20 protein-coding genes are annotated in these 25,829 nt (G+C 51.4%); 5 read left to right on the top strand and 15 right to left on the bottom strand.

Going from position 1 to position 25,829, the window contains the following annotated elements; all coding sequences use genetic code 11:
* Window positions 1-96: 96 nt before the first annotated feature.
* The 3 genes from AC286M_RS03875 to AC286M_RS03865 are packed head-to-tail and all read left to right on the top strand — an operon-like array spanning window position 97 to window position 3,352.
* Complete coding sequence (locus AC286M_RS03875) at window positions 97-2,046, top strand: tetratricopeptide repeat protein (RefSeq protein ID WP_488203133.1); 1,950 nt, start codon at window positions 97-99, stop codon at window positions 2,044-2,046.
* 38 nt (window positions 2,047-2,084) lie between these two features.
* Window positions 2,085-2,558 carry a hypothetical protein gene (locus tag AC286M_RS03870; RefSeq protein ID WP_488203132.1) on the top strand — a complete coding sequence of 158 codons (474 nt, stop codon included), beginning with the start codon at window positions 2,085-2,087 and terminating at the stop codon, window positions 2,556-2,558.
* A 50-nt stretch (window positions 2,559-2,608) separates the two neighbouring features.
* A complete protein-coding gene (locus AC286M_RS03865) occupies window positions 2,609-3,352 on the top strand; it encodes a hypothetical protein (protein ID WP_488203131.1) in 744 nt (247 codons plus the stop codon).
* Between the two features lie 376 nt (window positions 3,353-3,728).
* Here AC286M_RS03865 and thrC read toward each other — a convergent pair whose 3' ends face one another.
* The 5 genes from thrC to AC286M_RS03840 all read right to left on the bottom strand — a co-directional run bounded on the left by thrC (window position 3,729) and on the right by AC286M_RS03840 (window position 7,975).
* Window positions 3,729-5,093, bottom strand: a complete 1,365-nt coding sequence (gene thrC, locus AC286M_RS03860) for a threonine synthase (protein WP_488203130.1) — start codon at window positions 5,091-5,093, stop codon at window positions 3,729-3,731.
* Between the two features lie 319 nt (window positions 5,094-5,412).
* On the bottom strand, window positions 5,413-5,724 hold the full coding sequence (locus AC286M_RS03855; RefSeq protein WP_488203129.1) for an aspartyl protease family protein: 312 nt from the start codon (window positions 5,722-5,724) through the stop codon (window positions 5,413-5,415).
* Complete coding sequence (locus AC286M_RS03850) at window positions 5,717-5,932, bottom strand: hypothetical protein (RefSeq protein ID WP_488203128.1); 216 nt, start codon at window positions 5,930-5,932, stop codon at window positions 5,717-5,719. Before AC286M_RS03850 ends, AC286M_RS03855 begins: the two co-directional genes overlap by 8 nt.
* A gap of 159 nt (window positions 5,933-6,091) precedes the next feature.
* Entirely contained in the window at window positions 6,092-7,558 is a 1,467-nt protein-coding gene (xylB, locus tag AC286M_RS03845; RefSeq protein ID WP_488203127.1) for a xylulokinase, read from the bottom strand.
* Window positions 7,559-7,810: 252 nt separating this feature from the next.
* Window positions 7,811-7,975 (bottom strand): hypothetical protein, encoded by a 165-nt coding sequence (locus AC286M_RS03840; RefSeq protein WP_488203126.1) that lies wholly within the window; start codon window positions 7,973-7,975, stop codon window positions 7,811-7,813.
* Window positions 7,976-8,094: 119 nt separating this feature from the next.
* Here AC286M_RS03840 and AC286M_RS03835 point away from each other — a divergent pair, with 119 nt between their 5' ends.
* Both AC286M_RS03835 and AC286M_RS03830 read left to right on the top strand, forming a co-directional pair.
* Window positions 8,095-8,457, top strand: coding sequence for a hypothetical protein (locus tag AC286M_RS03835; RefSeq protein ID WP_488203125.1), 363 nt, complete (start codon window positions 8,095-8,097; stop codon window positions 8,455-8,457).
* A gap of 97 nt (window positions 8,458-8,554) precedes the next feature.
* Window positions 8,555-9,451, top strand: a complete 897-nt coding sequence (locus tag AC286M_RS03830) for an AIM24 family protein (RefSeq protein ID WP_488203124.1) — start codon at window positions 8,555-8,557, stop codon at window positions 9,449-9,451.
* A gap of 148 nt (window positions 9,452-9,599) precedes the next feature.
* On the opposite strand, the gene AC286M_RS03825 is transcribed toward AC286M_RS03830, so the two are convergent.
* The 10 genes from AC286M_RS03825 to AC286M_RS03780 all read right to left on the bottom strand — a co-directional run bounded on the left by AC286M_RS03825 (window position 9,600) and on the right by AC286M_RS03780 (window position 25,626).
* Entirely contained in the window at window positions 9,600-10,781 is a 1,182-nt protein-coding gene (locus AC286M_RS03825; RefSeq protein WP_488203123.1) for a DUF4336 domain-containing protein, read from the bottom strand.
* 195 nt (window positions 10,782-10,976) lie between these two features.
* A complete protein-coding gene (locus AC286M_RS03820) occupies window positions 10,977-11,993 on the bottom strand; it encodes a diguanylate cyclase (RefSeq protein ID WP_488203122.1) in 1,017 nt (338 codons plus the stop codon).
* Window positions 11,994-12,330: 337 nt separating this feature from the next.
* Complete coding sequence (locus AC286M_RS03815) at window positions 12,331-13,296, bottom strand: TIGR03885 family FMN-dependent LLM class oxidoreductase (RefSeq protein ID WP_488203121.1); 966 nt, start codon at window positions 13,294-13,296, stop codon at window positions 12,331-12,333.
* Window positions 13,297-13,299: 3 nt separating this feature from the next.
* Window positions 13,300-14,928 (bottom strand): alpha-amylase family protein, encoded by a 1,629-nt coding sequence (locus AC286M_RS03810; RefSeq protein WP_488203120.1) that lies wholly within the window; start codon window positions 14,926-14,928, stop codon window positions 13,300-13,302.
* 353 nt (window positions 14,929-15,281) lie between these two features.
* Window positions 15,282-15,656: a sensory rhodopsin transducer gene (locus tag AC286M_RS03805; protein WP_488203119.1), complete on the bottom strand. Its 375-nt coding sequence runs from the start codon at window positions 15,654-15,656 to the stop codon at window positions 15,282-15,284.
* Between the two features lie 100 nt (window positions 15,657-15,756).
* Window positions 15,757-16,665 carry an aldo/keto reductase gene (locus AC286M_RS03800; protein ID WP_488203118.1) on the bottom strand — a complete coding sequence of 303 codons (909 nt, stop codon included), beginning with the start codon at window positions 16,663-16,665 and terminating at the stop codon, window positions 15,757-15,759.
* Window positions 16,666-16,988: 323 nt separating this feature from the next.
* Window positions 16,989-19,397: a CHAT domain-containing protein gene (locus AC286M_RS03795; RefSeq protein WP_488203117.1), complete on the bottom strand. Its 2,409-nt coding sequence runs from the start codon at window positions 19,395-19,397 to the stop codon at window positions 16,989-16,991.
* A 7-nt stretch (window positions 19,398-19,404) separates the two neighbouring features.
* A complete protein-coding gene (locus AC286M_RS03790; RefSeq protein ID WP_488203116.1) occupies window positions 19,405-22,599 on the bottom strand; it encodes a two-partner secretion domain-containing protein in 3,195 nt (1,064 codons plus the stop codon).
* Between the two features lie 463 nt (window positions 22,600-23,062).
* Window positions 23,063-24,511, bottom strand: coding sequence for an MFS transporter (locus AC286M_RS03785; protein WP_488203115.1), 1,449 nt, complete (start codon window positions 24,509-24,511; stop codon window positions 23,063-23,065).
* Window positions 24,512-24,834: 323 nt separating this feature from the next.
* Window positions 24,835-25,626 carry a hypothetical protein gene (locus AC286M_RS03780; RefSeq protein ID WP_488203114.1) on the bottom strand — a complete coding sequence of 264 codons (792 nt, stop codon included), beginning with the start codon at window positions 25,624-25,626 and terminating at the stop codon, window positions 24,835-24,837.
* Window positions 25,627-25,829: the final 203 nt, after the last annotated feature.

Here is a 25,829-nt window from a genome sequence, read left to right as displayed (position 1 = left end):
TCAATCAACGGTACTCTGCTGAGAAATGGAGTAGCTATCGAACCGGGAGATGAAGTTGCTACCACGGATCAACTCCAATACACTCCTTTAGAAGGCATGAGCGGAGAGGTCACAGCTTTCACGCTACAGGCGACCGATGGTGTGTCAAGTTCAGTCTCTGTTCCAATTTCAATTAATATCGCTCCTCCTAATGGCGGTAATGGCAACGGCAACGGCAATGGCAACGGTAACGGTAATGGCAATGGTGGTAAACCGGAAATCGAAATCCCTGACACGTCTGCTCTGACGCTGGAAACCACTCCGCCCCTATCCCTGGTTCTACCCTCAAATCAAGAGCAAGTCGCTTTGCGCGGATTGCCTATAGCCCAATCTCCTGCACTTGAAGAATTAAGTATCCTCGGCATGGTGCTGCCAGAGCCGTCCTGGTTGATTGTGGAAGCCACAGTGGTTACGGGTACAGGAAACGGTTCTAGCGGTAACAGTGGAGGAAACGCCGCCAACTTTCCGAGTTCGGGATTTGCCATTGAAACGTCACCCGATTTTGGCCAACCCGGAGATCCAGGTGGAACAGCGGATTTTGGCCAGCTACAGGAGCCTGATGATCCACCTCCTGATGATTCTCCGGTTGATCCACAGGTTGATCCACAAGTTGATCCGCAGACCGAGCCTCAGCCTGAAGATCCTTCTGCTGATTCATCTAGCGCTTCTGTAGAAGATACGGCTGCTGGAACGTCATCGGAAGAAGCTTCCCCATTCCCCGCCGCAGAGGTAGCAGAAGAACCCACCGGAGAAACAGCATCCTCGACCGGGGAGCCTATGGATGATTCTATAGCCACACGTCCAGAAGAGGCGACAACAGAGCCGACTACGGAATCCACAGCTAACTCAAACTCAACCGTCAATCAGCAACTCAAGAACTGTCAGTCCGAAGCCGAAAAAATTCAAGCAACAGCAGCCCGCGATCGCACTTCCACCTTCTATCAGCGTTTGATTGATTGCTATGAAGGGAACCTGGCCACCGCTACTGCCCAAAATAATTCGCAATGGGTTGCCTACTCTCTGAACAACCTGGCCATTTCATACTTTGTCCTGGGCGATTATCTAACCGCGCTCGATTTACATCAACAGCAGCTCGAAAAAGCAACGGCTATCAATGATCCCACCCAAAAAGGAATTGCCTTGGGTGGCATTGGGGCAGCCTATGCGGCCTTAGGAGACTATGCCACTGCTATCGACTTCTATCGACGCAGTTTAGAGGTGATGCCGATTGAGACTGCGCCTCAGTGGAAAGCTCTCACCTATCGCAACTTGGGCAACGCCTACTTCGCCGAAAAAAACTATGCTCAAGCCGCTGACTATCAGAAAACCAGTCTCGACATTTCCCGTGGGGCAAGCGATACCTATGGTGAAATGCAAGCCTACGGCAACCTGGGGGCCACATTAGCCATTCAAGGCAATTTCGCAGATGCGATCGCAGCTTACGAAAACGGGCTGGCACTCGCCACCACTTTAAACAACGAGCTGGAAACGGCCCAGATTTTGCTGGGACTCAGTACAGCCTATGCGTATCAGCAAAACTACGAGCAAGCCTATCGCTACAGTCAAGAGAGCCTGACGATTGTCCGCCAATTGGGAGCCAGCTTGGGCGAAGGGATCGCGCTCACCAATCTGGGTAATGCGTTGCTCTATCTGGAACGATTGCCGGAAGCCGAACAGGCTCTGTTCCGTGCCGTTGCGATCTGGGAATCCCTCCGCGCTGGATTAGGCACCAACAATGACTTCAAGGTGTCTATCTTTGAAACTCAACTAGCCGCCTATCGCAATCTCCAGGAAGTTCTCGTCACCCAGGGCAAAATCGCACCTGCCCTCGAAATCTCTGAACGAGGCCGCGCTCGTGCGTTTGTCGAATTGCTGGCCCGCGAGCAGTTTGATCCGAGTCAGGCAGGCGAATTGTCTTCTCCTACGCTTGCTCAGATGCAGCAAATCTCTCGCTCTCAAAACGCGACTCTAGTGGAATATTCCTGGTTCCACCCAAGTTTGTGTTGAATTAAAATTGAGACAGAGAGTTCAGCAGGCCAAAGCCGATGGCTCAGCAACGACGCAAGCGTGGCACAGCAGGCGATAAAACGATTTGTCTGCCCATTGCAGACGACCTTGACTACGAGGTCTTAGTAGAAGACTGTGAGTCCTTTCGGCAGTATCTCAACGAGCAGATCGAGGCTCACCCAGAACTGTTTCCCGACGGGATTGAAGCGGGCTATCGCTTTCATGGATGGGTCGAGTCCTCTCGTCAACAGCTCAAGACCCGGCGGATTTTGCTGCCGAGTACCGGAGAGGCTTATCAACTGCGTCCCGATTTGGTGATGCCGTACATGAGCGAGACGGCGGAGATGGCCGACAAAGCGCTCTATTTAAGAAAGCATGGCCTGTCGTATGAGGGGATTGCCTATGTGCTGGGCCGTTCTGAGATGCACTGGTATCGGCTCTGTCAGTCGTTCGGTCGAGCCTCGATTGTGGGCAGTACCCTCAAAAGGGAAACGGCGCTCCCCCCCATCTAGTTGCCGATGAGAAGCATTGTGATTGGCACGGGCAGCGAGTCTATCTGGCAGTGACAGCGGCGCAAGGGTGCGTCCTGGGAGCCAGTCTCAGTGCCAATGCGGGTCAGGATGGATTAACCGCAGCCTATGGGGTATTCCAGCAGGAAGCTGCCCATCATGTTCCCGACTATGCGCCCGAGACGGTGACGACTGATGGTTGGGAGGCCACCCGAGCCGCTTGGGAGGAGCTATTCCCTGGCCTGGTCTGGATTCTGTGCTTCCTGCATGAGGTGATTAAAATTCGCGATGGGTGCCGCTCTAAACCAGTCCTGGGTCAGCAACTAGCCGACAAGCTTTGGCATCTGTATCGGGGCCAGAGCAAACGTCACTTTGCTCAACGGTTGCGTCGGTTGCTGGAGTGGGTGAACACCCACGCGTTGCCCCAGGCCATTGACGCTCGCTTGCGACGCCTCAACGACAAATCTCACGTCTTCCAACGCGCCTTTGACTTCCCTGACGCCTATCGCACCAGCAATCAGGTTGACCGTCCCATGAACTATCTTGACCGCATCTTGTATGCCATGCAAGATTTTCATGGATTCTGGGACTCGGCGGAACAGTCGGTGCGCTCGATGGCGCTACTCTGGAACTTCCATCCTTTTTGTCGCAAGACTCGCAAAGCGATGGGCGGGTGCTTATGCCCCTTTGAGCAACTCAACGGATTTCGTTATCACGACAACTGGGTTCGCAATTGGCTGATTGCCTCATCATTGAATGGCAGAAGACCGTTGCCAAGGAAATCTGACACAAAATAAGTTGGAACTAGGTCAAGATATTTATTGGCATCAATGAATAGCAATGAATCATCAGCTGGCATAACTTCTCCTATACAAGTAATTTATCTGATTCGTATGTTTAAGAGCAGAGCAAATAGTGTTGTCATGTTGCGCCTCTACTGAGTTGAACTAAACTGATCCAACTCAATACTGATAGCATCAAAGCAATTATTACCAGAATGATAGGAGAAAATTTCTAATCCAATCGACTCACCCGTTGTTGAGTCTTTAATTAAGATTATTCCGTTCCCCAACTCAGTGCTGATTTGCTCTTTTCTAGGAGGCTGCCAAAAGATTGTCAGCAACTCCGTTTCTGGTTCGTAGAAAACTTTCACTTGTACCATAACGTCATGCTTTAACGACTCAACCGTTTTTCAATTTCAGCTTTCACCGCATCTGCATCAGCGGGTAAGTGAACCGCAGGATTCGCATACTCGCTTGTCACGCCTTCCACCCTCGATTCGTGGTATCTGACCTTAAAATCAGTGAACTTTAGACCGTGAGCCGTACTGACCACCACCGTTCGGTCACTGGATTTAATTAGGCCCCGGTTAATCAGTTTTTTCAGTACCGCCAGCGCCACACCCGTATGCGGACAGGTAAACATCCCCGTCAAATCCGCTTCTGCCGCTGCTGTTGCTAATTCATTTTCGGTGGCCTGCTCAACAATGCCGTCCGTTGCCGTAATTGCCTTCGTCGCCTTCGCATAGCTGACCGGATCACCAATCCGAATTGCGCTGGCCAACGTGTCGCCTGCGGTCTTGCTGACTTTTTCTTTGAAGCCCATCTTGAACGATTCATAGAACGGATTGGCCTGCGCCGCTTGCGCCGCCACCAGTCGGGGCATTCGGCTAATCAGCCCCAAATCCATCATCAGCTTGAATCCCGTGTAGAGCGCACTGATATTGCCCAGGTTGCCCACCGGGATAATGATCCAGTCCGGCACTTCCCAGTCAAACTGGCGCACAATTTCGATGCCAACCGTCTTTTGGCCTTCGATGCGAAGACTGTTCATCGAATTAGCCAGGTAGATCGAATTGTCTTGCGTGACCTCTTTGACGATTTTCATGCAGCCGTCAAAATCCGTGTCGAGCGCCAGCACATGGGCACCATTCGCCACAGGTTGAATCAGTTGCGCCGTGCTGACTTTCCCCGCAGGCAAAAAGATCACCGCTGGAATGCCCGCATAAGCTGCATAGGCCGATAGCGCCGCACTCGTATCGCCCGTACTGGCGCAGGCCACTGCTTTAACCGGACTGCCCTGGGCCATCATTTGCTTAACGACGCTGACCAACACAGTCATACCCAGATCCTTGAAGCTGCCCGTGTGGCTGTTGCCGCAGAGCTTAATCCACAGGTCAGGCATCCCAAGTTGCTTGCCTAATCGGTCAGCCCAAAATAGGTTGGTGTTGCCTTCAAACATGCTGACAATATTCTCGTCTGCCAAGGTTGGCATCACCCACTCCCGCAGTCCCCAGACGCCGCTACCGTAGGGCCATTTGGTTGTGCTGATCCGCGATTCAAACAGCCGTTTCCATTCATCCGCGCTGCGCTGTTTGAGTGGTTCCCGTTCATGATGCACTTCCAGCAGGCTGCCACAGGAGGGACAGGTATAGAGCACATCAAAGATCGAGTGCTTGGCCGAACAGCCCGCGATGCAGCGGAAATAGACCGTCTGGTTATCGTTCTCTCGTTTGGTCTCAACAGTGGACGACATCATGATTGATACTCGGTGGATTAGCCATCAGTTGCCATTATGATCCTAGCTAGTAAATAAGGCTAGCTAGGCGATTTTTTATAAAATCATTGACGTTACGTAGGAGCAAATGCTTATATAGCCCTTCGGGCATAGCTGCGCTAGCGCCCCTACAGGACGAACAACGATGGACAACTCTTCTAATTTTTACCAAACGGCTTTGAGCTTTGCACTAAGACCAAGTTTTGGGGCTCACTGCAAACTCTAGCTGTGAACGATAGAAACAGACATCGTACTCCATGAAAAAGTTTACCTGCCCTAGAATAAGCGGCACGCTGTTAGCTTATGTCCAGGCAAACACCAATTGCACAGGCTCAAAATTCCCAACGACAGCTTGAGCAAGCACAACACGCGCTTCATACTGAGCTAAATTGCCTGTCAGGCTCAGCGCTGTTGATTGTTGCTTCCAATCGTACCCAAGCTCAACTCCTATCGAATACGGCAGCACATTAACACTTGCACCAGTATCTAGTAAACCCGATGCTGTGACAGAAGCCTGTTGATAAACCAAGGTGAGTGGCAAATATGGGCGAAAACTGGCTTCACCTAACGTTGGATCGCCAGAAAAAAATTGATACCGCTCGGCATTACGCATGATCTTGAGTTTTGGCTGCCTGTAGCACTTTTAGCATCGTATCTGCTGCCTCATCTGCACCATAGGGAGACCATACTGGGTAAGCTTGTTCAGGTTTGATTAGCTCGGTCTCTTGCTGGGCAAGTTCCGAGATCAAAAGCTGCATGATGTATAGTTTGTCTGAGCGACTCAGTCCTCTCAGAGTTGAAATTAGGTCTGATGAAAGCATCTCAATACTCTGCTCAATGAGAATTATCTCCTCACATTCTATTCTGCATCCAGTGAGCTAGGTTGCTATGCATGATCAGATCCTTACACTAACTGCGATCTCACCTCATTTCTCTAAGGTCTGCTTGTTTATATTATTCACATCGCGGCTGAGAATCAGTTACCGAACTGCCTTCAGCGCTTCATAGAGAACCGCATATCGCTCAAACGCTGCTTCATAGGCTGGATGTTCTTGAGGCTGAACCGCTTCGCTGCTCTGGGGCAGAATCGTGAAGGCTTTTTCCAGGGTTGGATAGGCTCCGGTTCCTACCATCGCCAGAATCGCGGCTCCATAGGCCGCCCCTTCTTCAGCCTTGGGTGCAACCAGTTCCGTATGCAGCACATCCGCCAGCATGTGAAACCACAGGTGCGATCGCACTCCGCCTCCCGTTGCCAGTAGTTGATTAACCGGACAAATCTCCTGAATTACGTCTAGCGCCGCTCGCAGGCTAAAAGCAACCCCTTCTAACACCGCCCGAATCAGATCCCCCTGATTGTGAGCCAAGGACAAATTCACCCAGGCTCCCCGCGTATCCGGGTCTAGATAAGGACTGCGCTCGCCAGCTAGGTGGGGCAGGAACAGCACGCCGCGCGCTCCCGGTTGCGACTGTTCCGCCAGCGTCATCAAATCGGTAAAGGGAATGTCACGCGCGAACGTGTCGCGATACCAGCGCAATGCACCACCCGCCGCCAGCGTCACGCCCAGCAGGTGATAGCTGCCGTCCGCATGGCAGAAGAGATGCACTCGCCCTTCCGGATCGGGAGTAGCGCGATCGCAAGGAGCAAAAATTACGCCCGATGTGCCAATGCTCAAGCTGCCGCACTGTAGATTGCGGTCGGAAATGCCCAAGCCAATTGCCGCCGCCGCATTATCGCCACCACCAGCCACGACAGGTAAGCCTGCGGGTAGGCCAATCTGCTCAGCTAGCTCCGGTTTCAGCCGTCCAGCAACAGCGGTTGATTCGACCACGGGGGGGAATAAGTCAGGACTAATATTGAGCGCATCCAAAATTTCTTGATCCCACTGCCGACTGGCCAAGTTTAAACAGCCAATGCCGGACGCATCGGAGGGTTCCGTCACTGCTTCTCCGGTTAGGACGTAACCCAGGTAATCTTTGGGGAGCAGCACTTGCTTAACCTGTTTATAGGCTTGGGGTTCGTGCGATCGCAACCACACCAGCTTAGGCAGTTGAAATCCGGTAATCGCCGGATTGCCCGTGCGCTGAATCAGATCTGAGCGAGGAACGGTCGCTTCAATCTCGGCAACGGCATCGCCTGTCCGCTGGTCGTTCCACAAGATGGCAGGTCGAATCACCTGTCCAGCCTGATCCAGCGGCACCATACCGTGCATTTGTCCCGACAGTCCCAAGCCGATTACCGACTGACCATCCAGTTGTTGAGCTACCTCCGTCAGAGCATTCAAGCTAGCGTCCACCCAATTGGCTGGATGCTGCTCTGTCCAACCGGGATGAGGCGTTAGCAACGGATAATTTTTTGTGGTTTGAGCGATGACTTGACCCTGTAAGTTAACTGCGATCGCACGTACGCCACCAGTGCCCAAATCTAAACCAATTACAACATCAACCAATCTAACCTCCCGATTTCAAATCGCAATATGACGGTCTCATCTCAAATCCATGTGTAAAAAACCAATTTATAAACATAAATCATCGGGTTTAACCGGACTTCGGATACCTAAAATGGGGATTGCTGATTCATGTGCTGCATCTTGCTGATTGAAACCCAGAGCAGCCCTGCTGCTGCATTGTGGCAGTACAGTAACCGTTGTGGATGTTGGTGCAAGCCGTGAGTTTCTTCACAACCCCATACAACCGTCATTCTACGCAGTCATCTGTACAGTTTTCATCTGCATCAAGGAGAGAGTTTGCCCGCTGAGCGCTACATCAGCAGGAGTTTCAGCTACTTCGATGAAGGTTGCCGTCTTTGTCTCTGGCTGAACCTGGTTTGCAACTGTCGCTGCTTCGTTGGCGTGGGAAGTAATCACAGCAGTCAGTTAAATCAATGTCACAGTAGAGTGAAGGCTTGCGATCGCACCGAAAGAGCTATGGTGTTCAATCTATTCGTGTTATATTTATTTTGCCTATTAAAAACGACACGAATAAAATGCGTTTATCAGCTCTGTACCAGGAGCAGCAACAGCTTCAAGATCAGATTGAACAACTGCTTCAGGCGGGTGACTGCCTACAGGGTGTGCGTTTAGAATTCACGCCCGCTGGGGGTACCGCTTCTGACAACGCCAAGCAAACCTGTAGGTATGCTCGGCTGAGAGCTGGACGAGGTAAGCTACTGGACAATGGCAAAAAGAGTAAATATATTCAACTCCATCAAATTGCAGCATACAAAGCTGCGATCGCACGTGGAAAACAGTTGACTCGTCTGACCCGTCGCCTCAGGAAAGTCGAAGCAGAAATCGCCAAAATTGAAGCAGTTGCTCGGGAGTTGGGTTTAGAACTGCCGTCGGATTGAGTGTCGAGTATCAGGTGTGGGTGCGGATTAAGATCACGACGGTTGCTGTTGAGGGTGGCTAGCATGGGTGCGATCTCAGAATTCTACATTAAAAGCTATGACTCACTCTCCTCAATCTTCCACCTCTCAACCTGCTCCCCAACGTCCCCCGCTGTCCCAACCAAAAGCGGAAGCAGATGACAAGAAGCTAGAAATCATTAGTTCTGCTACTAGCCAGGGGTTTCGGGTCGATATCTTGGCCTATAAAAACCTATCTGGCAGCAATGATCCGGCAACTGCTCAAGATATTCACTACGCGAATCAAACTGGACTGAAGCTGAAGCAAGTTCGTATTATGCTCAACAACAGCGACGCAATTGTTGAGGCAGGTGCGCTGCACTATATGCATGGTCGCATTGAGATGGATAACGCAGTAGGCGGTATCGGCGGTCTTGGCAAAGCCATGTTCAAGAAAATGCTGACGAATGAGACGGCGTTTACACCTCGCTATAGCGGTACCGGATCGATCTTTCTGGAACCATCTTTTGGCGATTTCTTGATCTACCAGCTCAATAATGAAGAAGTCATTTGTGATAAAGGGATGTTCTACTGTGGCGAAAGTTCGCTTCAGGTGGGCGTCGCCGCTCAGCGCAATGTCTCGTCGGCGGTGTTTGGTGGTGAAGGGTTCTTCCAAACGCAGATTAATGGCAGCGGTCTTTGTGTTCTGGAACTGCCAGTGCCAATGGATGAAGTGCGCTGTGTGCAGCTTAATAACGAGACGCTACAAGTGGATGGTAACTTTGCCCTGATGCGCACGGGCAATATTCAATTCAGCGTTGAGAAATCGGCTAAAAGTCTGCTGGGCGCAATGAGTAGCGGTGAAGGCTTGCTGCAAACGTTTCGAGGTACAGGTCGGGTTTGGCTGGCTCCCACTCAGTCCATTTATGATCGGATGCGCTATGGCGGCCTTAGCAGTCTCAGTAGCGCCCAGCGCTCAGCTCGTACGCAGACCTAGTGTTGTGTCAGATAAGTTTTGATGGTTGATATGCACTGAGTGCAGCATATCAACCATCAAAACTCATTAAAACAAAGTTGACAGATTACTAATGCTCGGTTGGTTTAAAGAAGGATTGGGGAAACGTTTCCCCCAGTTTCGTTTGGTTTCACAGTCTGCGTTGGGGAGGTGGGGTGATGCCCCATTTGCTGAGGCTGGTTTCTAGTTCGCGCAGGAGTTCGAAATCTTCAGCGGGCAAGGAGTCAGCCGGATTAAATCTGGCATCCTGCATCAGAAAACCAAAGGCTTGCCGAAACTGCTGGGGCGTGGCTGCAATAGGTGCATCTAAGTGGCAAGGGATGATGCGCCGGAAGTCCCACTGACAGACTTGATCAACCCAATCGATAACAATTTCTGGGCCACGGCTGAAGATCAGCGTTTGCAAAACGGGAGCGACGAAGAGACGACCGCCGCCGTATAGGGCGTTAAACGATTCGTGCCAGGTGGTTCGCCAGCGGAAGGGAAATAGCCCGAAGTAGTTGCGCTTAGAGCGGTCGGGGGCTTTGATTGCGTTTTGAATAGTTTCTCGAAGGCTAGGTACTTCTAAGGTGCTAGGCCGGAAATAGAAGGCAAATAGCACAATACGATGCCAGCCTTTACGACGATTGATCGAGGTGTCATTGACGTAGTCTAGTTCAGTCTCACGGGCGTGAAAGAGAAGTGGAAAGGGATCAAGCTGCACGATGGGTGGCGGATCGTAGGGAATCGACTGTACGGAGTCGGTAACCAATAGTGTTTGCGATCGCTTATGGAAAAAGGCCACCTCTTCAAAGGGGCCAAGGCCCAGATTGATCGGCCCCAAGGCCCGATAGTCAAACTCATCCGCAAACGGCGCTGAACGGCTATCTTCAGGTAGCACATAGGTGCGATCGCCTGGAAACCCGAGCCAACTGAGCGGCAAATTAATGGGAAAACTCCATTGATTTGCGGCTACATAGACCTGTGCCTCTGGAAACTGGCGAGCAAACGGGCCAACAAAGACTTTGTGTTCTAGTCCCGAAACGGTGGGCAGAATGATGTAGCGCACTGCCCCGTGGATGGCTTCTAGCTCTCGCATCAAGTGAATACATTCTGGCGTTGGTGCCACAGGTGCATAGACCAGCAGCCCGCCGGTTTCCAGCCGCACCACCGTCATCCGAATGGGTACGACAACGTAAAAAATTCCCTGCGGCTGATCAAATGTCCAAATTGTGTCTTTGACCACTTCTTGACGAAGCGTCTGACGCTTGCCATAGGGATAGAGCGGCACAATTGGCCAAAACGGCCAGGAGAGCTCGGTTGAAGTTAGCATCGGGTTGAATTGATTCTTTCAGGTCGGAAATAGTTGGATCAGGAGTTTGGGCAAGAACCCGGCTATTTTTGTCTAGCGCTCGCAGTATAAGCCTTTACAAAAGATAGCGTGGGTTTTCTACCCGATTGATATTAGTCTATCGCCAACATATCGCTAGCGGTGACACGGTAAACCACTCAATATTGTACGTGTTACTTAACTTGCGCTACAGCATTGATTGCGACCGTTGGCTTTCGCTTGATAGAGCGCTTGATCCGCACGCTCTAACACATCGTCGATGCGACTGTCTGCTTTGTGGGATTCGGCTATCCCGACGCTGATCGTCACCTGTAGGCTCGATGTCTGCTCGCTGGCTTGATCGGCTGTTTCGGCTGTTAAGGAATGGGGTTGTGTCGGTTTACTTTTAACTGGAAACGTGAGCTTAGCAGTTCGCTGTCGTAGTCGTTCACCGACAGTTGCAGCGGCAATTAACGGTGTTTCTGGTAAGAGCAGGGCGAACTCTTCCCCTCCATATCGACCGATCAGATCGACTTGACGCAGCGTTTCAGCCAGCGCCTGGGCAACGCCAGATATGACTTGATCGCCGACCTGATGGCCGTAGCTGTCATTGACTGCTTTGAAGTGATCAATATCTATCATCAGCGCCGAAAATACTAAGTTATAGCGCTGCGATCTCACATACTCTAGTTCAGCCTGTTCAAAGAAATAGCGACGATTGCTGACATTCGTTAAGGGATCAACCTGCGAAAGCCGTTCTGCTTTCTCTAGGGCAATCTGTAGCTTTTGGCTCGTTTGCTTGAGCTGATCTGTGGTGTGCTTCAGCAGGAGGTGGGTTTTAATCCGGGCCAGGAGTTCGAGTTTCTGAAACGGTTTAGTCACATAATCAACGGCACCAATTTGAAATGCTTCCAGGATATGCTCCTGCGCTTGACTCGCCGTGAGGAAAATGACTGGAATATTGTGATACTCAGGATGTGCCTGTAGCTGTTGGCATACCGACATGCCGCTCATATCCGGCATCATCAAATCTAACAAGATCAGATCGGGCCGTGCCTGTTTGACTTGCTGCATGACCTGCTTACCTTGGGTCGCGAAGCTTGTCTCATAGCCAGCATCCTTTAGCATCTGGCCCACGATCTTGAGATTTGTGGAAGAATCATCAACGACCAGGATTGAAAAATGTTGTGGCTGAAACGATAACAGTTTGAGCATCTAATCTTCGATCTTTAGACTGACTGGGTATGGCACTACGTCCGTGGCTAGGACATATATTTTGAGAAAAGTCGCGCTCCGCGCAGTTTTCTTAAAATATTGGTTTGATTTGAGCGCATAGCGCTATAACCATACGTACGATTTGCCAATGGTAGCCCAATGAAAGAAAGAAAGCCGTTTAGTCAAACAAGGTAGTCCAATCGGGCAATATCTGAGAGCCGTGTTAGAGACAGTTTTTTGAACGTGCTACCGGATCTCGATTATGCCCCTAGATCTCCCATTCTATCGATTGACTTGGCTCAGATGCAGAATTTCCATCGTTCTGTTGAGATCCGGCTCATTTTGAGGTTAGAGCCGGAATGACCGTTTCACCACACATATCAATGAACTGAGTTTGAGCGGTGTTGACATTGTGCAAGATCAGTTCATCAAAGCCCAGTTCAATATCCGTTTTCAGCCAGTCAATGTGCTGCTGCGGATTAGCTGAAACTCGCACATGGTCGTCAATATCTTCTGGTGTAACAAATGCTCCAGCCGCATCAAACTGTTCCACAGTGCGAATTTCGGTGAGTAATACGCTTTTAAAAATATTGTTGCGCCACTGTTGGTGCGCTCCCAGCCGAGCCGCTTCCTGAGTGCGATCGTAGGAAAGCTGCACCTTGAGAATCATCGGCTTGCCCTCGCCACCGCCGCGCCGAAATGCATCGACAACGGGCTTCAGCTTTTCGGGGGGACGGGACGTGGTGATCAGCCCATCGGCCCAACTGCCCAACCATTCAGCCGTTTTGGGTGTAATTGCCGCGCCGATGATCTTGGGCTGATAGTCAGGACGGGTATAGAGTTTGGCATCTTCCACTTGCACTAGACCGTGATGGTTAACCAGTTCTCCGGCCCAAAGGGCGCGAATGATGTCTACGCATTCTTTTAAACGAGAGTTGCGATCGCACTTACTCGGCCAGTGAGTACCCGTAATATGCTCATTCAGCGCCTGACCACTGCCCACCGTCAGCCAAAAGCGGTGCGGGAACATCTCCATCAGCGTCGCTGTCGCCTGCGCAATAATCGCGGGATGATACCGCTGCCCCGGTGCATTGACCAAGCGAAAGTGCAGATTCGTAGCCTGCATCGCTGCCCCAAGCCACGACCAAGCAAAGCCGCTTTCGCCCTGGTCTGTTCCCCAAGGCAGAAAGTGGTCAGACGATAGAGCATGGGTGAAGCCTGCTTGCTCAGCCCGCTGCACCCATTGCAGAAGCTGACTGGGTTTGAACTGTTCGTGGGATATGTGATAGCCGATGTGAGGCATGGTTTAAGTTGGTTCCTCCCTCGTAACTTCAAACCAGCGGTAACCATAGGAGGCAAGCGGCATGTCCTGTGCAGGCGGATCGTAGGGCTGGTCGCTGAAGATTTCGACCCAATTGCTCAGGTGATTGGCCTCAAGCGTGGCGGTGCAGGGCTGCTCAGAAAAGTTGTGAACCGTCAGGATCGCTTGATCGGGCAAGTAGCAGCACAGAGCAAAGATGCAGGATGTATCGGTTCTAATCACCTCCCAATCGCCTCGACCAATGACAAAGTACTGCTTGCGCATGCGGACAAGCCTCTCAATCCAGTTAATCAGAGCATGGGGATCGCGCTGCTGACTGGTGACGTTGACGTTGGAGTAGCCATATTCGCCTTCGGTAATCATGGGCCGAGGCAGCTGATCAGCCGAAGCAGATGAGAACCCTCCGTTTTCGGTATCGGCCCACTGCATCGGCGTGCGGACGCTGTTGCGGCCTTCTAACGAAAGATCGTCGCCCATACCGATCTCGTCGCCATAGCGGAGTAGGGGAGTACCTGGCAGACTAAACAGCAGACTATAGATCAGCTCAATGCGATCGCGCTTGTTGTTGACCATTGGTGTCAGTCGGCGACGGATGCCCCGGCCATAAATCTGCATATTAGGTTCAGGGGCAAACGCTTGAAAAATTTCCTGGCGCTCATCATCACTCAGATGATTGAGGTTAAGTTCGTCATGGTGGCGAACGAAGTTAAGCCACTGGGTGCGATCCGGAATCTTTGGTACTAAGTTCAGCCCATGTTCTAACTCCTTGGCTTCTTGTCGGGCCAAAGCCAAAAACATATGCTGGTTCAGCAAAAAGTTGAACAGCATTTGCATGCGCTCGCCCTCGCCAAAATAGAAGGGAATCTGATCCGGTTTGACATTGGCTTCGGCCACCAAAATAGCGTCGCTACGGTTCAGCCGCACAAAATCATACATCTCTGGAATAAACTGGCCTAAATCTTCAGCCCGAGCCCCTTCAATTCCCAGAGGTTCAATCAAGTAGGGCGCGGCATCTACGCGAAAGCCAGATGCACCCAGCTCTAGCCAAAACCCCATAATTTTACAGATTTCTTCCCGTACGGCAGGGTTGGCAATATTCAGGTCAGGCTGCTCTTTGTAAAAGCGATGCAGGTAATAGGCTCCGGCCTGCTCGTCATATTCCCACAGACTCTCTTGCTTACCGGGGAATGCGACGGCATCAGCCCCTTTTTCAGGTGGATTTTCTCGCCACACATAGTATTCGCGAAAGGGAGAGTCAGGATCTGATCGCGATGCCTGAAACCACGGATGCTGATTGGACGTGTGATTGACGACCAAATCCAGTAGCACTCGAATGCCCCGCTCTTCTGCTTGATGCATAAATTCAACAAAATCTCCCAGGGTGCCCAAGCGAGAGTCCACGTTGTAGTAATCAACGATGTCATAGCCGTTGTCGCGATTAGGAGTGGGATAAAACGGCAGCAGCCAAAGACAGGTTGTTCCTAAGCCAGCTAAATAGTCTAATTTGGCTGATAAACCCCGAAAATCGCCAATACCGTCACCATTGGCATCAAAAAACGTCTCCACATCTAATGAATAGAAGATTGCGTTTTTGTACCAGGAGGGTTGCATCATGAGGGAGGGGAGATAGGTGGGTAGGGGGAGTGGGAGGGTAGGAGGGTGGATGGGTAGGAATTTGGTATTAGGTATCTATAGCGCTTCTTGCGCCAATAAAGGAGGAGTTATTTTTTAGAAGCCGCGCTCCGCGCGGCTTCTAAAAAATAACCTGTACCTCAGCAGCCCAGGAAAGGCTATATAGGCGTTAGTAGGTATTGGGGGTTGAACTTTTGGTACTGGGGGGTCAAAAGTCGGGGCTGGAGGCTAGAGGCTGTTACTGGGTAAAGACCTTTAAGCTACTAACCTAATACCCAGCACCTAACATCTAGTCCCTAACACCGAGTACCCTCTTACCCTCCTACCCATCCACGTCAACATGCATACGCTGTCGTGCTCAAAAGGGCGCTTTCGACTTGGCGGGAGTCGAGGCGGGTGTGCTGGACAATGATGGGAACGTCGGAGGTCAGGACGCTGGCGTAGTCGGTGCCTCGGGGGATGGGTTCGGGATCTTGCAGATCATTGAACCGCATGTGTTTGGTGCGGCGAGATGGCACAGTGATGCGATAGGGGCCGACAGGTTCGCGATCGCTAAAGTAGATCATGATTTCTACATGGGCATCTTGGTCGCAGGTGTTGAGTAAGCAGGCGGTTTCGTGGCTGATGAATTCTTTTGGCCGATCGGTGTCATCGGGTGGAATATAGCCTTCTGCGATCGCCCAGCGGGTTGTGCCGATTGGTTGAGTCATGGGAGGAGGTGAGGGTTAGGTACTAGGTATTAGGTTGAGGGTGAGTGGTTCGGGGGAAGTTGATGGGTTAATGTCTAGCTAATGTCTAGCTAATGTCTAGCTAAGCGGCAGGAACTCCTAACCAATCTGGGTTCAGGGCTGTGGCATCGAATACGTTATCTGTCTTAAACAGTTCGTATTGTCCAGTCGCCGCCAGTTCTGCGGTGCGGGATATGAGTTCTGTTACCTCTTCAACACTCATTGGTTTAAAAGTTTCTGCCGCTTCAATCGCTTGATCCAAAATATCCATACTGTCGATGCCAGTAATCACGACGGAAGTCGGTAAGTTCAGAGCATAGTGGAGGCATTCAATCGGTGAAACCACGCCGCTTTTGAGGATATGTCCGTCACCCATTGACTTCATGCCCAATACGCCAATTCCATGTTCGATTAGTGCGGGTAGAACATGATGCTGAAAACTGCGGAAGTGAACATCCATCACGTTCAGCGGCATTTGCACCGTGTCGAAGCTAAACCCATGCTGCTGAGCAATGTCTAGCATGCGCAAATGCACCAGCGGATCTTTATGTCCCGTAAAGCCAACGTAGCGAATCTTTCCGGCCTGCTTCGCTTCTAAAACCGCAGCAGCGGCTCCATCCTCCGCAAAAATTCGATCCGGATCTTCTAGCCGAATGATTTCATGAAACTGTAGGAGGTCAACATGATCGGTTTGCAAGCGTTGTAACGACTCATCGATTTGCTGTGCCGCTAAAGACTTGGTGCGGCCATCGATTTTCGTCATCAAAAAAGTGCGATCGCGGTAGCCATCCTGCAGCGCCTTACCCATGCGAATTTCGCTAGTACCGTCGTTATAGTCCCAGCAGTTGTCCATAAAGGTAATGCCGCGATCAATGGCGCTCCGGATAATGCGCAGGCTTTCCTGTTCGTCTTCCTGTTGACCAATATGGAAACCACCAAGGCCAATGGCTGAAACTTCTTCTTGAGTATTGCCTAGGGTGCGATAGAGCATGATTAGAGCAACGGAATTTAGATGTTGTCAGCATAGATCTGCTGGTTGCCTTAAGCGTCTATCGGAGGGGGCATAAGCATTCTATGCAGCGGTGTTGTAAAGGAATGGGTGCTGGGTTTTAGGTGTTGGGTTTTAGGTACTGGGTGCTATAGCAGTAATCATATTGGTTAGGACGTTGGAAAATTTTGAAAACGTTTAGACGTTCCAACGTTCGAACGTTTAAACGTTGAATTTCACAGATGTCTCAACCCAAGCGGCGATGGCTATAGGTGCTGAGTTAGATGGAAACATAAAATTCGCCTTACGCCTTACGCCTCTTCAACCTACTGGGCATCACCAATGAGCGTAAATGCAGCCCAATCTCTTGGACTGGGATGGCTGTTCATGGTGGCTAGCATGGCTTGGCGTAGGGCTTGTGCTTTGTCGCTGCCCTGTTTCATCTCTTCGTAAAAGTGAACCATCAGCTCGGCAGTTGGGGTGTCTGGAACGGCCCAGAGGGATACGACTACGCTGGCTGCGCCAGCTCCAATCAGTGAGCGAGAGAGCCCAATGACTCCGTCTCCTGTGATGTCACCACGACCTGTATCACAAGCGCTGAGTACAACTAAATCGGCCTGTAAGCTGAGTTCATCGAGGATTTCGGCTGATGTCAACAGGCCATCTTGGCCATCTCCAGGGGCTAGCGCAATTGCTCCGGGTACATCGTGTATGCCTGAGTTCTGTAAGTTGCCGTACTCTAGAAGACCGTGGGTGGCAAAGTGAACAATCTGAGCAGTGCTAATTTGGTCTTTGATGACTCGTTCGGATGCGGCTTGACCCGTGAGCGCATCGACCTCAAAAAAGGCAGCAATATCTAAAGCTTCCTGTTCAGCTCCTGCCAAAGGCGCAAGCTGTTCGGTGCCTCCTAGGTTGGGATTCCAAACCATTGGCATTTCTGGATTGCCCACGATCAGCATCTCCTGCGGATTGAAACGTCCTCTGGCTGAACCCGTGGCTTGCCGAGTCGCTTGCCTAAAGTTGGACTGCTGATGCGTGAGGCTCAATACTTGAATCGATGGAGCGGTCAGAATGGTGTGGTACTGAATTAAGTAGTCGCCTGTTTCGGTTTTCAGGGCAGGAAAGGGCACTAAGAACAAATCGCCTTGGGGAATAAAGACCACCCGTTCATCAGGGTCTTGGGGCAGCAGGTCTTGAATAGGCGCAATCAAAACTTGGTGGAGAGACTGTAGATGATCCGCGCGTAAAGATGCTGTTGGGAGAGCGGTATTTGTTGTCTGAAAGTCAGTTTCATTGATTGCAACAATTCCCAGCCCACCGCGATCGCGACCAAGTGAAGTGCGAGACAGGCGTACCAGATCTTTAAGCTGAACGGCTTGCGGATCAATGTCCTGCTGTCGGAAGTGGATTTGACCATCCGGTTGAATGACCCAGATGTAGATGCTAGCTGTGCGGCCTCGCTGCTTGCCCTGCACCCGGAACTCTTCGGCAGGAACTAGCAGATATTCTACGAGGGTTGCGTTGGCTTGCTGCGCGACTTGCTGAATTTCGGCTACTGAAAAAGGGGCCAACGGCTCTGCCTCCGTCGCTTTGGCCTGGATAGCAGGATTGAAGCGATTAGCTAACAAGTCACTAAAGGCTCTGGCTCGTCCGGCTTCAGCGATTTCTAGGGCAGCGGCGGGCTGGTTTTGAGCCACGAGCACCTGCGTCAGCAGGTTATACGTGTAGATTTGGGTGTCAAACACTGAGACGTTGTAGGTGTCTTCCAGACTCAAACGCAGCTGATCGAGCTGCTCAATTGCTTCCTGAAGACGAATAACAGCGGCGTCTAGCTGATTGGCCGCTAGGAGCGTATGCCCAAGATTATTGAGCGTGATAGCGGTCAATTTTGGATCGTACAGGGCTTTGGCAATTTCAAGACTCTGTTCAAAATATGCGATCGCACGTTCATAGTCACTCTGATCGGCTGCTGCTGTGCCGAGATGGCCTAGGATTCGGGCCTCCAGTGGTAAATGATCGATGGCATGGGCTACATCCAATCCCTGCTGGTAAAACTGGATCGCTTGATCAATCTGCTCCAGCGCATGATGGGCAATCCCCATGTTCAGCAGCCGATGGCTTTCCCCTTCCAAATCACCGACTGCTCGCGCAATCGCCAAGCTCTGCTCATAGGCTGTCAGTGCTGCTGCTTGGTCGCCCTGTACCGAGTGAATGTAGCCCAAATTGCCGATGCTGACCCCTTCTGCGGCACGGTTACCCGTTGAGCGGGCAATGGTCAGGCTGGCTTGATACGCAGCAATCGCCCGCTCGTAGTCACCCAGCGCTTCGTAGACGTTCCCTAGATTGGCCTGCACCTGCCCAACGGCGGCCTGATTATTGAGTTCAGCAAAGATATCCAGCGCCATTTTGTTAGTTTGCAGGGCGGTTAAATACTGCCCCGTTTCGTAGTATGCGATCGCTAAATTGCCCAGGGTTTGGGCCTGCTGTTGAGGTGTGTTCGACAAACTCAGTGCCTGTTCCCAGAGCTGAATGGCCTGCCGCAAATTTCCGGCTCGATAGGCGGATAACCCTTGCTCAAAGTAAGCTTGCGCTTCGGCGATAACAGCAGATGGTGTGAAGTCTGGGCTAACTGCGATCGCAGATTGGGCGCTGCTCAGTCCCAACCATAAAGCCGCAAATCCGTATAGCAAAGAATGAAAGAGTTGACGAGATGGGCGCATGGTAGAGATTGCCATAGGTCTGCTAATCGGCTGATCGAGTTTCTACAACCATTATGGGAGGCAGCTGCTCTGGAGGTGCGATCGCATTTTGGACGACTGCTTCTGCAAAAGGCTGCCCCTGACCAATTACTGGCAATGGTTCAATATCGGATGATTCGTTGGCAAAAGACTGCCCCTGATCACTTGCTGGCAACGGTTCAATATCGGGTGATTCAGGGTTTAAGCTATCAAGTTCTTCTGTTCTCGACTCTGGAGTCCCAGTGCGGTCAAGCGTTGGTGCTGAGCTGTCGCCCTCTGGATTACTGCGTTCTAGGTTCCGGCAGGGATCGACGAGTGCGTCCTCTTCTGACGAACGGACTCCCGTCGCCACCAAGGACTCATCAATCGTGAGCAAGTCTCCCACGGCGACCACATCATCACTGGAATTCTCTTCACAGAGGTCATTGATGGCCTCCAGCTCAAGGGTTTGCGTATCTTGAGGAACCTCGTCTGGATTGACCACAACTGGGCCACCACCGTTTCCATCGCCACCGTCTGTTCCACCGCCACCATTACCACCCGTGCCGCCGTTATTGCCTGTACCGCCCCGGCCACCACCACCGCTGTTACCATTACCACCTGTACCGCCGCCACCGTTACCACCATTGCCACCTCCCGTATCCGGATTGCCAAACAGTTGGCTTTGTAGTGATCCAGCCAAACTGGCATCGGTAGCGCTGCTGGCAATTCCAGCCACCATGCCGCTGGCGCTGCTGGGAAAGTCAGTTGAGGGAAACGCTAGCGGTGTTGCATTGGCGATGACATCAAAGGTACTAGATGCTCCAGGTGGGAAATATCCACTTGGATTAGTCGCTGCATCATAGGGATCGAAATTGCTGCCAACGCCGGGCAAAAACGGCGTCGTGCTGTCGTAATTTGGCCCAATCACAAACTGCTGATTTGGATCCCCTTCAATCAAAATGTTGGATTCGTTAAACAGCGTTTCCCGATTTTGGCCGTAGCGAATGGCGATCGGGCCATCAACCGCCTCAATACTGACCAGGAAGTTATCGATAAAAATTTGGTTGGGAAACTCGGTATAGCTCAAGCTGTTGATGTACTGCGCTAGTTCGGCAGGTGGCACCGAAGTCCGATTAATGTAGGATTCCCGCGCATTGAGGGCTTGAAATACACCCGCCGCATCAATGTCAATGCCGCCTAGCCCCGCTAGAACATAGCCAACCCGGATATTACCCGTCTCAGCCGTTAACCGCACGAAAGAAATTAAGGGATCTGTAATGCCGCCAATATCCTGAGTACTCAGATCGCCAGTGGTGATACTATTGGCCGCCGTGATCTCGATGGACTCGCCTCTAATCGCTGCTCGCACCCCTCCGTTCCGGGCGGTGACGCTACCCCCCGATGATATGGTGACTGGCCCATGTTGTGGAAATCCGCCTGTGTCATCGTTAATCCGTCCAGTGTTGATATCGCCAGTAGCCGTTAGCTGCACTGCCGCCTCACCATCGGTCAAAATATCGCCCACTTGAATCTCAGCACCGGAGATGATCAGATCCCGACCATCGGTCGTAATTGTTTGGCTCGGATCCATGCTGAATGAGCCTGCGCCGTTTGTATCGCTGTCTGCCGTAAAGGTAATGGAGCCGCTGCTGCTCGCGAACGTTAGCGAAATGCCATTGGCAATCTGGATGTCGTTGGTCGCTTCTAATAGAATTGTGCCCAATTGGCTTTCCAAGACAGCCGCATTAATGGTGATATCACCTGCGAATTCGCCCGCCAGGATATCCGGTAGAGCTGCGTTGATGCCTGCACTGCTGGGGGCATTAGCAATGAGAATATTTTCTGGATCGAGCAAGAGCGTACCCGCAACGCCATTGGCGGCACTGGTATCTACAAATCCCGCAAAAGCGAGCTGATCCTTACCGGAAACCTCGACAAAACCGCCATTGCCCGTTTCACTGCCGCCACGCGCCGTAATCTCTCCTGAAAACTGGGTTGCTTCATCGGCCCAGACGATTACGCGTCCGCCATCACCACGATTCAGCGCATCGGCAGTAATCGTTGTGTTTGAATCGATAAATGTGCGATCGCTGTTGGGAATTGTGCCCTCACCTTGGTAATCTCCACCAATTCGAACCACTCCGCCACCGTTCGCTCCAGCCGCATTGATGCTAGCGTTGATCAACCCCACCCGATCGCCCAAAACATCTATACTGCCGCCTGTTGCGCCAGTGGCTGTGTCTGCAACGTGTAAGCTACCAGATACGATGGTGGTGCCCATGTCAGTCGGAATGGCAGTGCCTGTACTAGCGAGTTTGACAACGCCATCTTCTACCACTAAACCTAAATTCTGCGGTACGATTCCGCCTGAGAGCAGCGCGGGTATATCGCTGTGGCGAATGGCTTCAGCGCTAGCTTCCAGGTTCATCTGTCCGTCAGTTGGTAATTCTAGGCTGAGTAGGCTGCCATCTTGAGTAATGCGAACTAAGTTCTCGCCAGGTACGGCAGCAATTGTAATCAAGCCACCCGGCGTCGAAACCGTTCCGGTGTTGATGACAGTGCCGCCCAGCAGCGTAACGGATTCGCCCGCTGCTGCATTCAGACTGCCTGCATTGATCACTGCACCAGGCTCGGAACGGTTGAAGGCAAATGCATTTGGGGTACCAACCAGATTCGCATAGCTATTGCTGCCAATTGCGTTAAACCACTCATCGCCAATTTGAATCGCATTGGCAGTGGTGGCCGTGAAAGCTCCCGGTACATCGATATAAGCGTCTGCGCCAAAGATAATTCCAGCCGGGTTCATTAGGAAGAGATTGGAGTCTCCCCCTGTGACCTGCAAGATGCCGTTAATCACGGACGGGTCGCCGCCCACAACCCGCCCCAAAACGTTGTCGATACTGTCATTCGTCAATATGTTGGCGATTTGTCCGGCATCCAAGCCGAGTCGCTCAAAGCTATGAAATAAGTTCGCTCCTGCCTGCGTGCCGCCTGTAATAGTGAATGTCTGACCTGCCTGATTGACGACTGTGCCAGCACCATCTGGAGCCGCGATAATCGCTTGAGCAACCTGAGTTGTTTGAGGAATCGGTATCGATGGGAAGTGCGATCGCACTTCCTGGCTCAATTGGTACTGGCTCAATTGGTCATCAAGCTGACGGGATGCAGCAGCCTGGGCTGGACAAACGACAGTGCTGAACAGCGCCAAGCTGATCAAGGCAGAACACGGTATACCTTTAGTTCCTTGCCTGAAGTAGAAAGACAGAAGTCCTGATGAAGCGTTCATAGGTTGTAAGCATCCTGACAATCGATTTAGCCAGCAATCAAAATCATTTCATAAAAGCTGTCCGATAGATGCTACCCAGGTTTTGTTTAGCTATAGCTCTAAAGAGGAGTGAGGGAAGAAGTGAGAAGTGAGGCGAGAGGAGTGTAAAAGTAAAAGCTGTAGAGATCAATCCTCCCACCCAGAACCCAATACCTAGCACCTAATACCTAGCACCTAATACCCACCACCCACCACCTAATTCTCAGCCCTCAGCCTCAATCCTCAGCCCTAAAAACAATCAAGTTATCTTCTTGTTTCAGTTTGGCAAATCAAGTCTCGATTACCGCTGCATTGTGTATAAATCTTTATTGTCCGCGCCAGAATTTTGAGGACTATTGATCGCTGGAACGACGAATCACGATGTCAATGACGAGCGACCGGGAAACCAGATGCGCAGGATGTGGCGGATGGAGCGGCCCTCTTCGACAAATAACAACGGCATGAGCGCAACCAATCGCAGAACGCTAGACAGCATGAATATTCCAAATAGTCCGGTGTAGCCGATGACTTCAGCAATGTAGCCGCCCGTGACGGTGCCGAGGGAACCACAAACGCCAGCAATAGCGGCTGCGATCGCAAAATAGCCTGGCTGGTTGTGGATCGGTGCAATGCTGATTTGCATATTATTCAAGCACAGATCAATGGCTGCCCAGGTGCCGCCGCCTAGCATATGCAGCAGCGGAAACCACAGCCAAACGGATAGACTATCGGCTCCAGTACCAATCCACAAAACCGGGATGATGGCTACCACTAGCCCCACTCCCAGCAGCAAAATGCGATTACCCACCCGATCGGCTACCCGTCCCCAAATCACCAGCATGAACAAAGTCGCTGCCGCAGAGAGACTGGTGTAGAGCGTGACCAGAGTGACATCTAGCTTCAGCTTTTCCAGCAGATACAGGTTGAAAAAGGGATTGCTCAAGTTGACCGAAAAATTCCAGATGGCAAAGTAGGTCAGGAAAATCAGAAAGTTTGTATCCTGCCAAAACCAAGTTCTAATTACTTCGGTTGGTGAATTCTGGCGCTCTCCCCAGCGCTGCTGTTTACGCAGGAGCTGCATTTGATCCTGGGGGTTAACGTCCACCATTAATCGCTGAAACCCTAAGCTAATCAGCCCAGCGACCACTCCCAGCACCAGCACTACGCTATAGCCTTGTAGCGATCCACCGGGCCAGCGAGAAACGAGCAGTCCGCCCAAGGGCACGGCTAGCAGAGCCGTCAGGCTGGCAATGCTGTTGCGTAGGCCAAAGTAGCGTCCTCGGAGCTGGCGAGGCACCAGCGATGCCAGCCAGCTCAGCCAAGATGCCGTTCCCAACCCGTTCGAGAACGAACTGACCAGAACTACCGCCAGTGATAAAAAGACTAAATGAAACGCACTCAAGTAGCCCCAGGTCATTGCGCCAATGCCGAGGGCTAAAATCAACCACAGCAGACGGGCCGGGGCATTGACCCAAAATCCAAAATTTTTGCGACTCTCGGTGCGGTTTGACCAAGAAGCCCCCAAGGGTTGCACTAGATTGGCCAGCATCGGCACCGAAATGATCATGCCAATGGCGGCAGGGCTAGCCTGTAGCTCGACTAAAAAATTACTCAGCAGTACTCCGCTGCTGGTTTGCACATAAATGGTGGCAAACAGCCCATCTAGGCTAGAGGCCCAGAGACTACGGCGAATGGCATTTTTTTCATCAACGGGGTGAACGAGTTCCCCTGGCTCAGTATTGGGAATTAGCGGCAGCACTGCCTGAGAAACTTCTGTTTGGGGAAGTTCTTCGACCAGGGGCGTTTTGACAGGAACGAGATCCACTTGTTCTAAAACGTAAAGAGCAACGAGAAACGAGCGACTAGCCCAACTGCTGCTATGGCGATTAGCACAATCAGTTAGGTTTCTTTGCACCGTAATGGGCAGTCGTTGTTCCTGCTACCCTCTAAAGGGAGACTCCTAGGGAAAAATGCTCACAGCTTGCACCTGGTAAAGCGGGTTTCAAACCGCTAATTCCAAATCGCTAATTTCAAATTACTAATTTCAAATCGCCAACAATAAAGCTGCATAGCTGGCGGCTCCCAAGGCGAATGCTCCGAAGCGGCTTTTGCGCTCTTCTGGCAGCTCTTCTTTTAATCTCTGTGGGTCTAATTCCCCGTGGCTTGCCACGTTAGTGGTAGCGCGGGAGTGCGTCCCGAAGGGCAAATTCCGTAATGCCCCGTCCGCTTGCGGCGGGGATAGGAATTTGAGCGCCCCGCGAGATTTACTACGTTTAACACGACGCCTCCGGCTAAAAACGCAAACAGAACTGCGATCGCAGCCTGGTGAATTTCGGTTCCTGCACCAATTGCCCAGCCCACCATAATGGCGGTAGCCAAGATCCAGCGACCAATTTGGTCGTAGGTTTTCTTGTGGTCTTGTCGCAAACCGTAGTCATTGACGATGAAGTGCAGCCCCATTGCGATCGCAAATGTAAACAGACTGGTTAATCCTGGACGTTCGCGATGCTGCAACAGATAACCAATTAAGGCGTTGTATGCCGCAAATGACAGGATGTGTATCCAAAAGACATGTCGTTCAGTCACATCTCCAACCCCAGTCGCCTGATTTTGCTGTCGGGACTGCTTACTGAGTCGTTCCAGCCCATAAAACACGGCAACGCCAACCAGCGCAATCAAATACACGTGGTTTTCTAAAAATAAAAGCTGCGTGTTGAGTGACTGTTGGATGGATTCCTGCTGTTCGCTGAGTTCCGGCAAAATGTGAACGAAGACATAGGCAACTGAAACGCCGCTGCCAAACGAGAGCCAGCGGCTGCGAGGAACCATGTGAAGAAACTGTAGATTTCTGGCCAGCAGATGAGTAACAGCCAGTCCGGCAGACAGAACGCCAGACAAAATGGTTAGGCCACTACTTGGGTCAGATATATCTAAAGCCATTAGTGCCGTGAGTTAGTCTTGTCCTGTTTTACTCAGATTCGGTATTGAGAACCCGAGAGGTTATTTACCATCGCATTGTAGCGGTAAATAATAGACTTTATTGGAAATAAAGTTTTTGGGGTTGGAAATTGTTTTGTAGCGCGACGACGCCGCGCTACAAAACAATTTCCGATAAAGTCTAATCTTTCTGGGTTTTGTTTGGG

It is taken from the genome of Thainema salinarum CENA647 (assembly GCF_057732415.1).
This window is presented reverse-complemented; position numbering and strand designations above follow the sequence as displayed.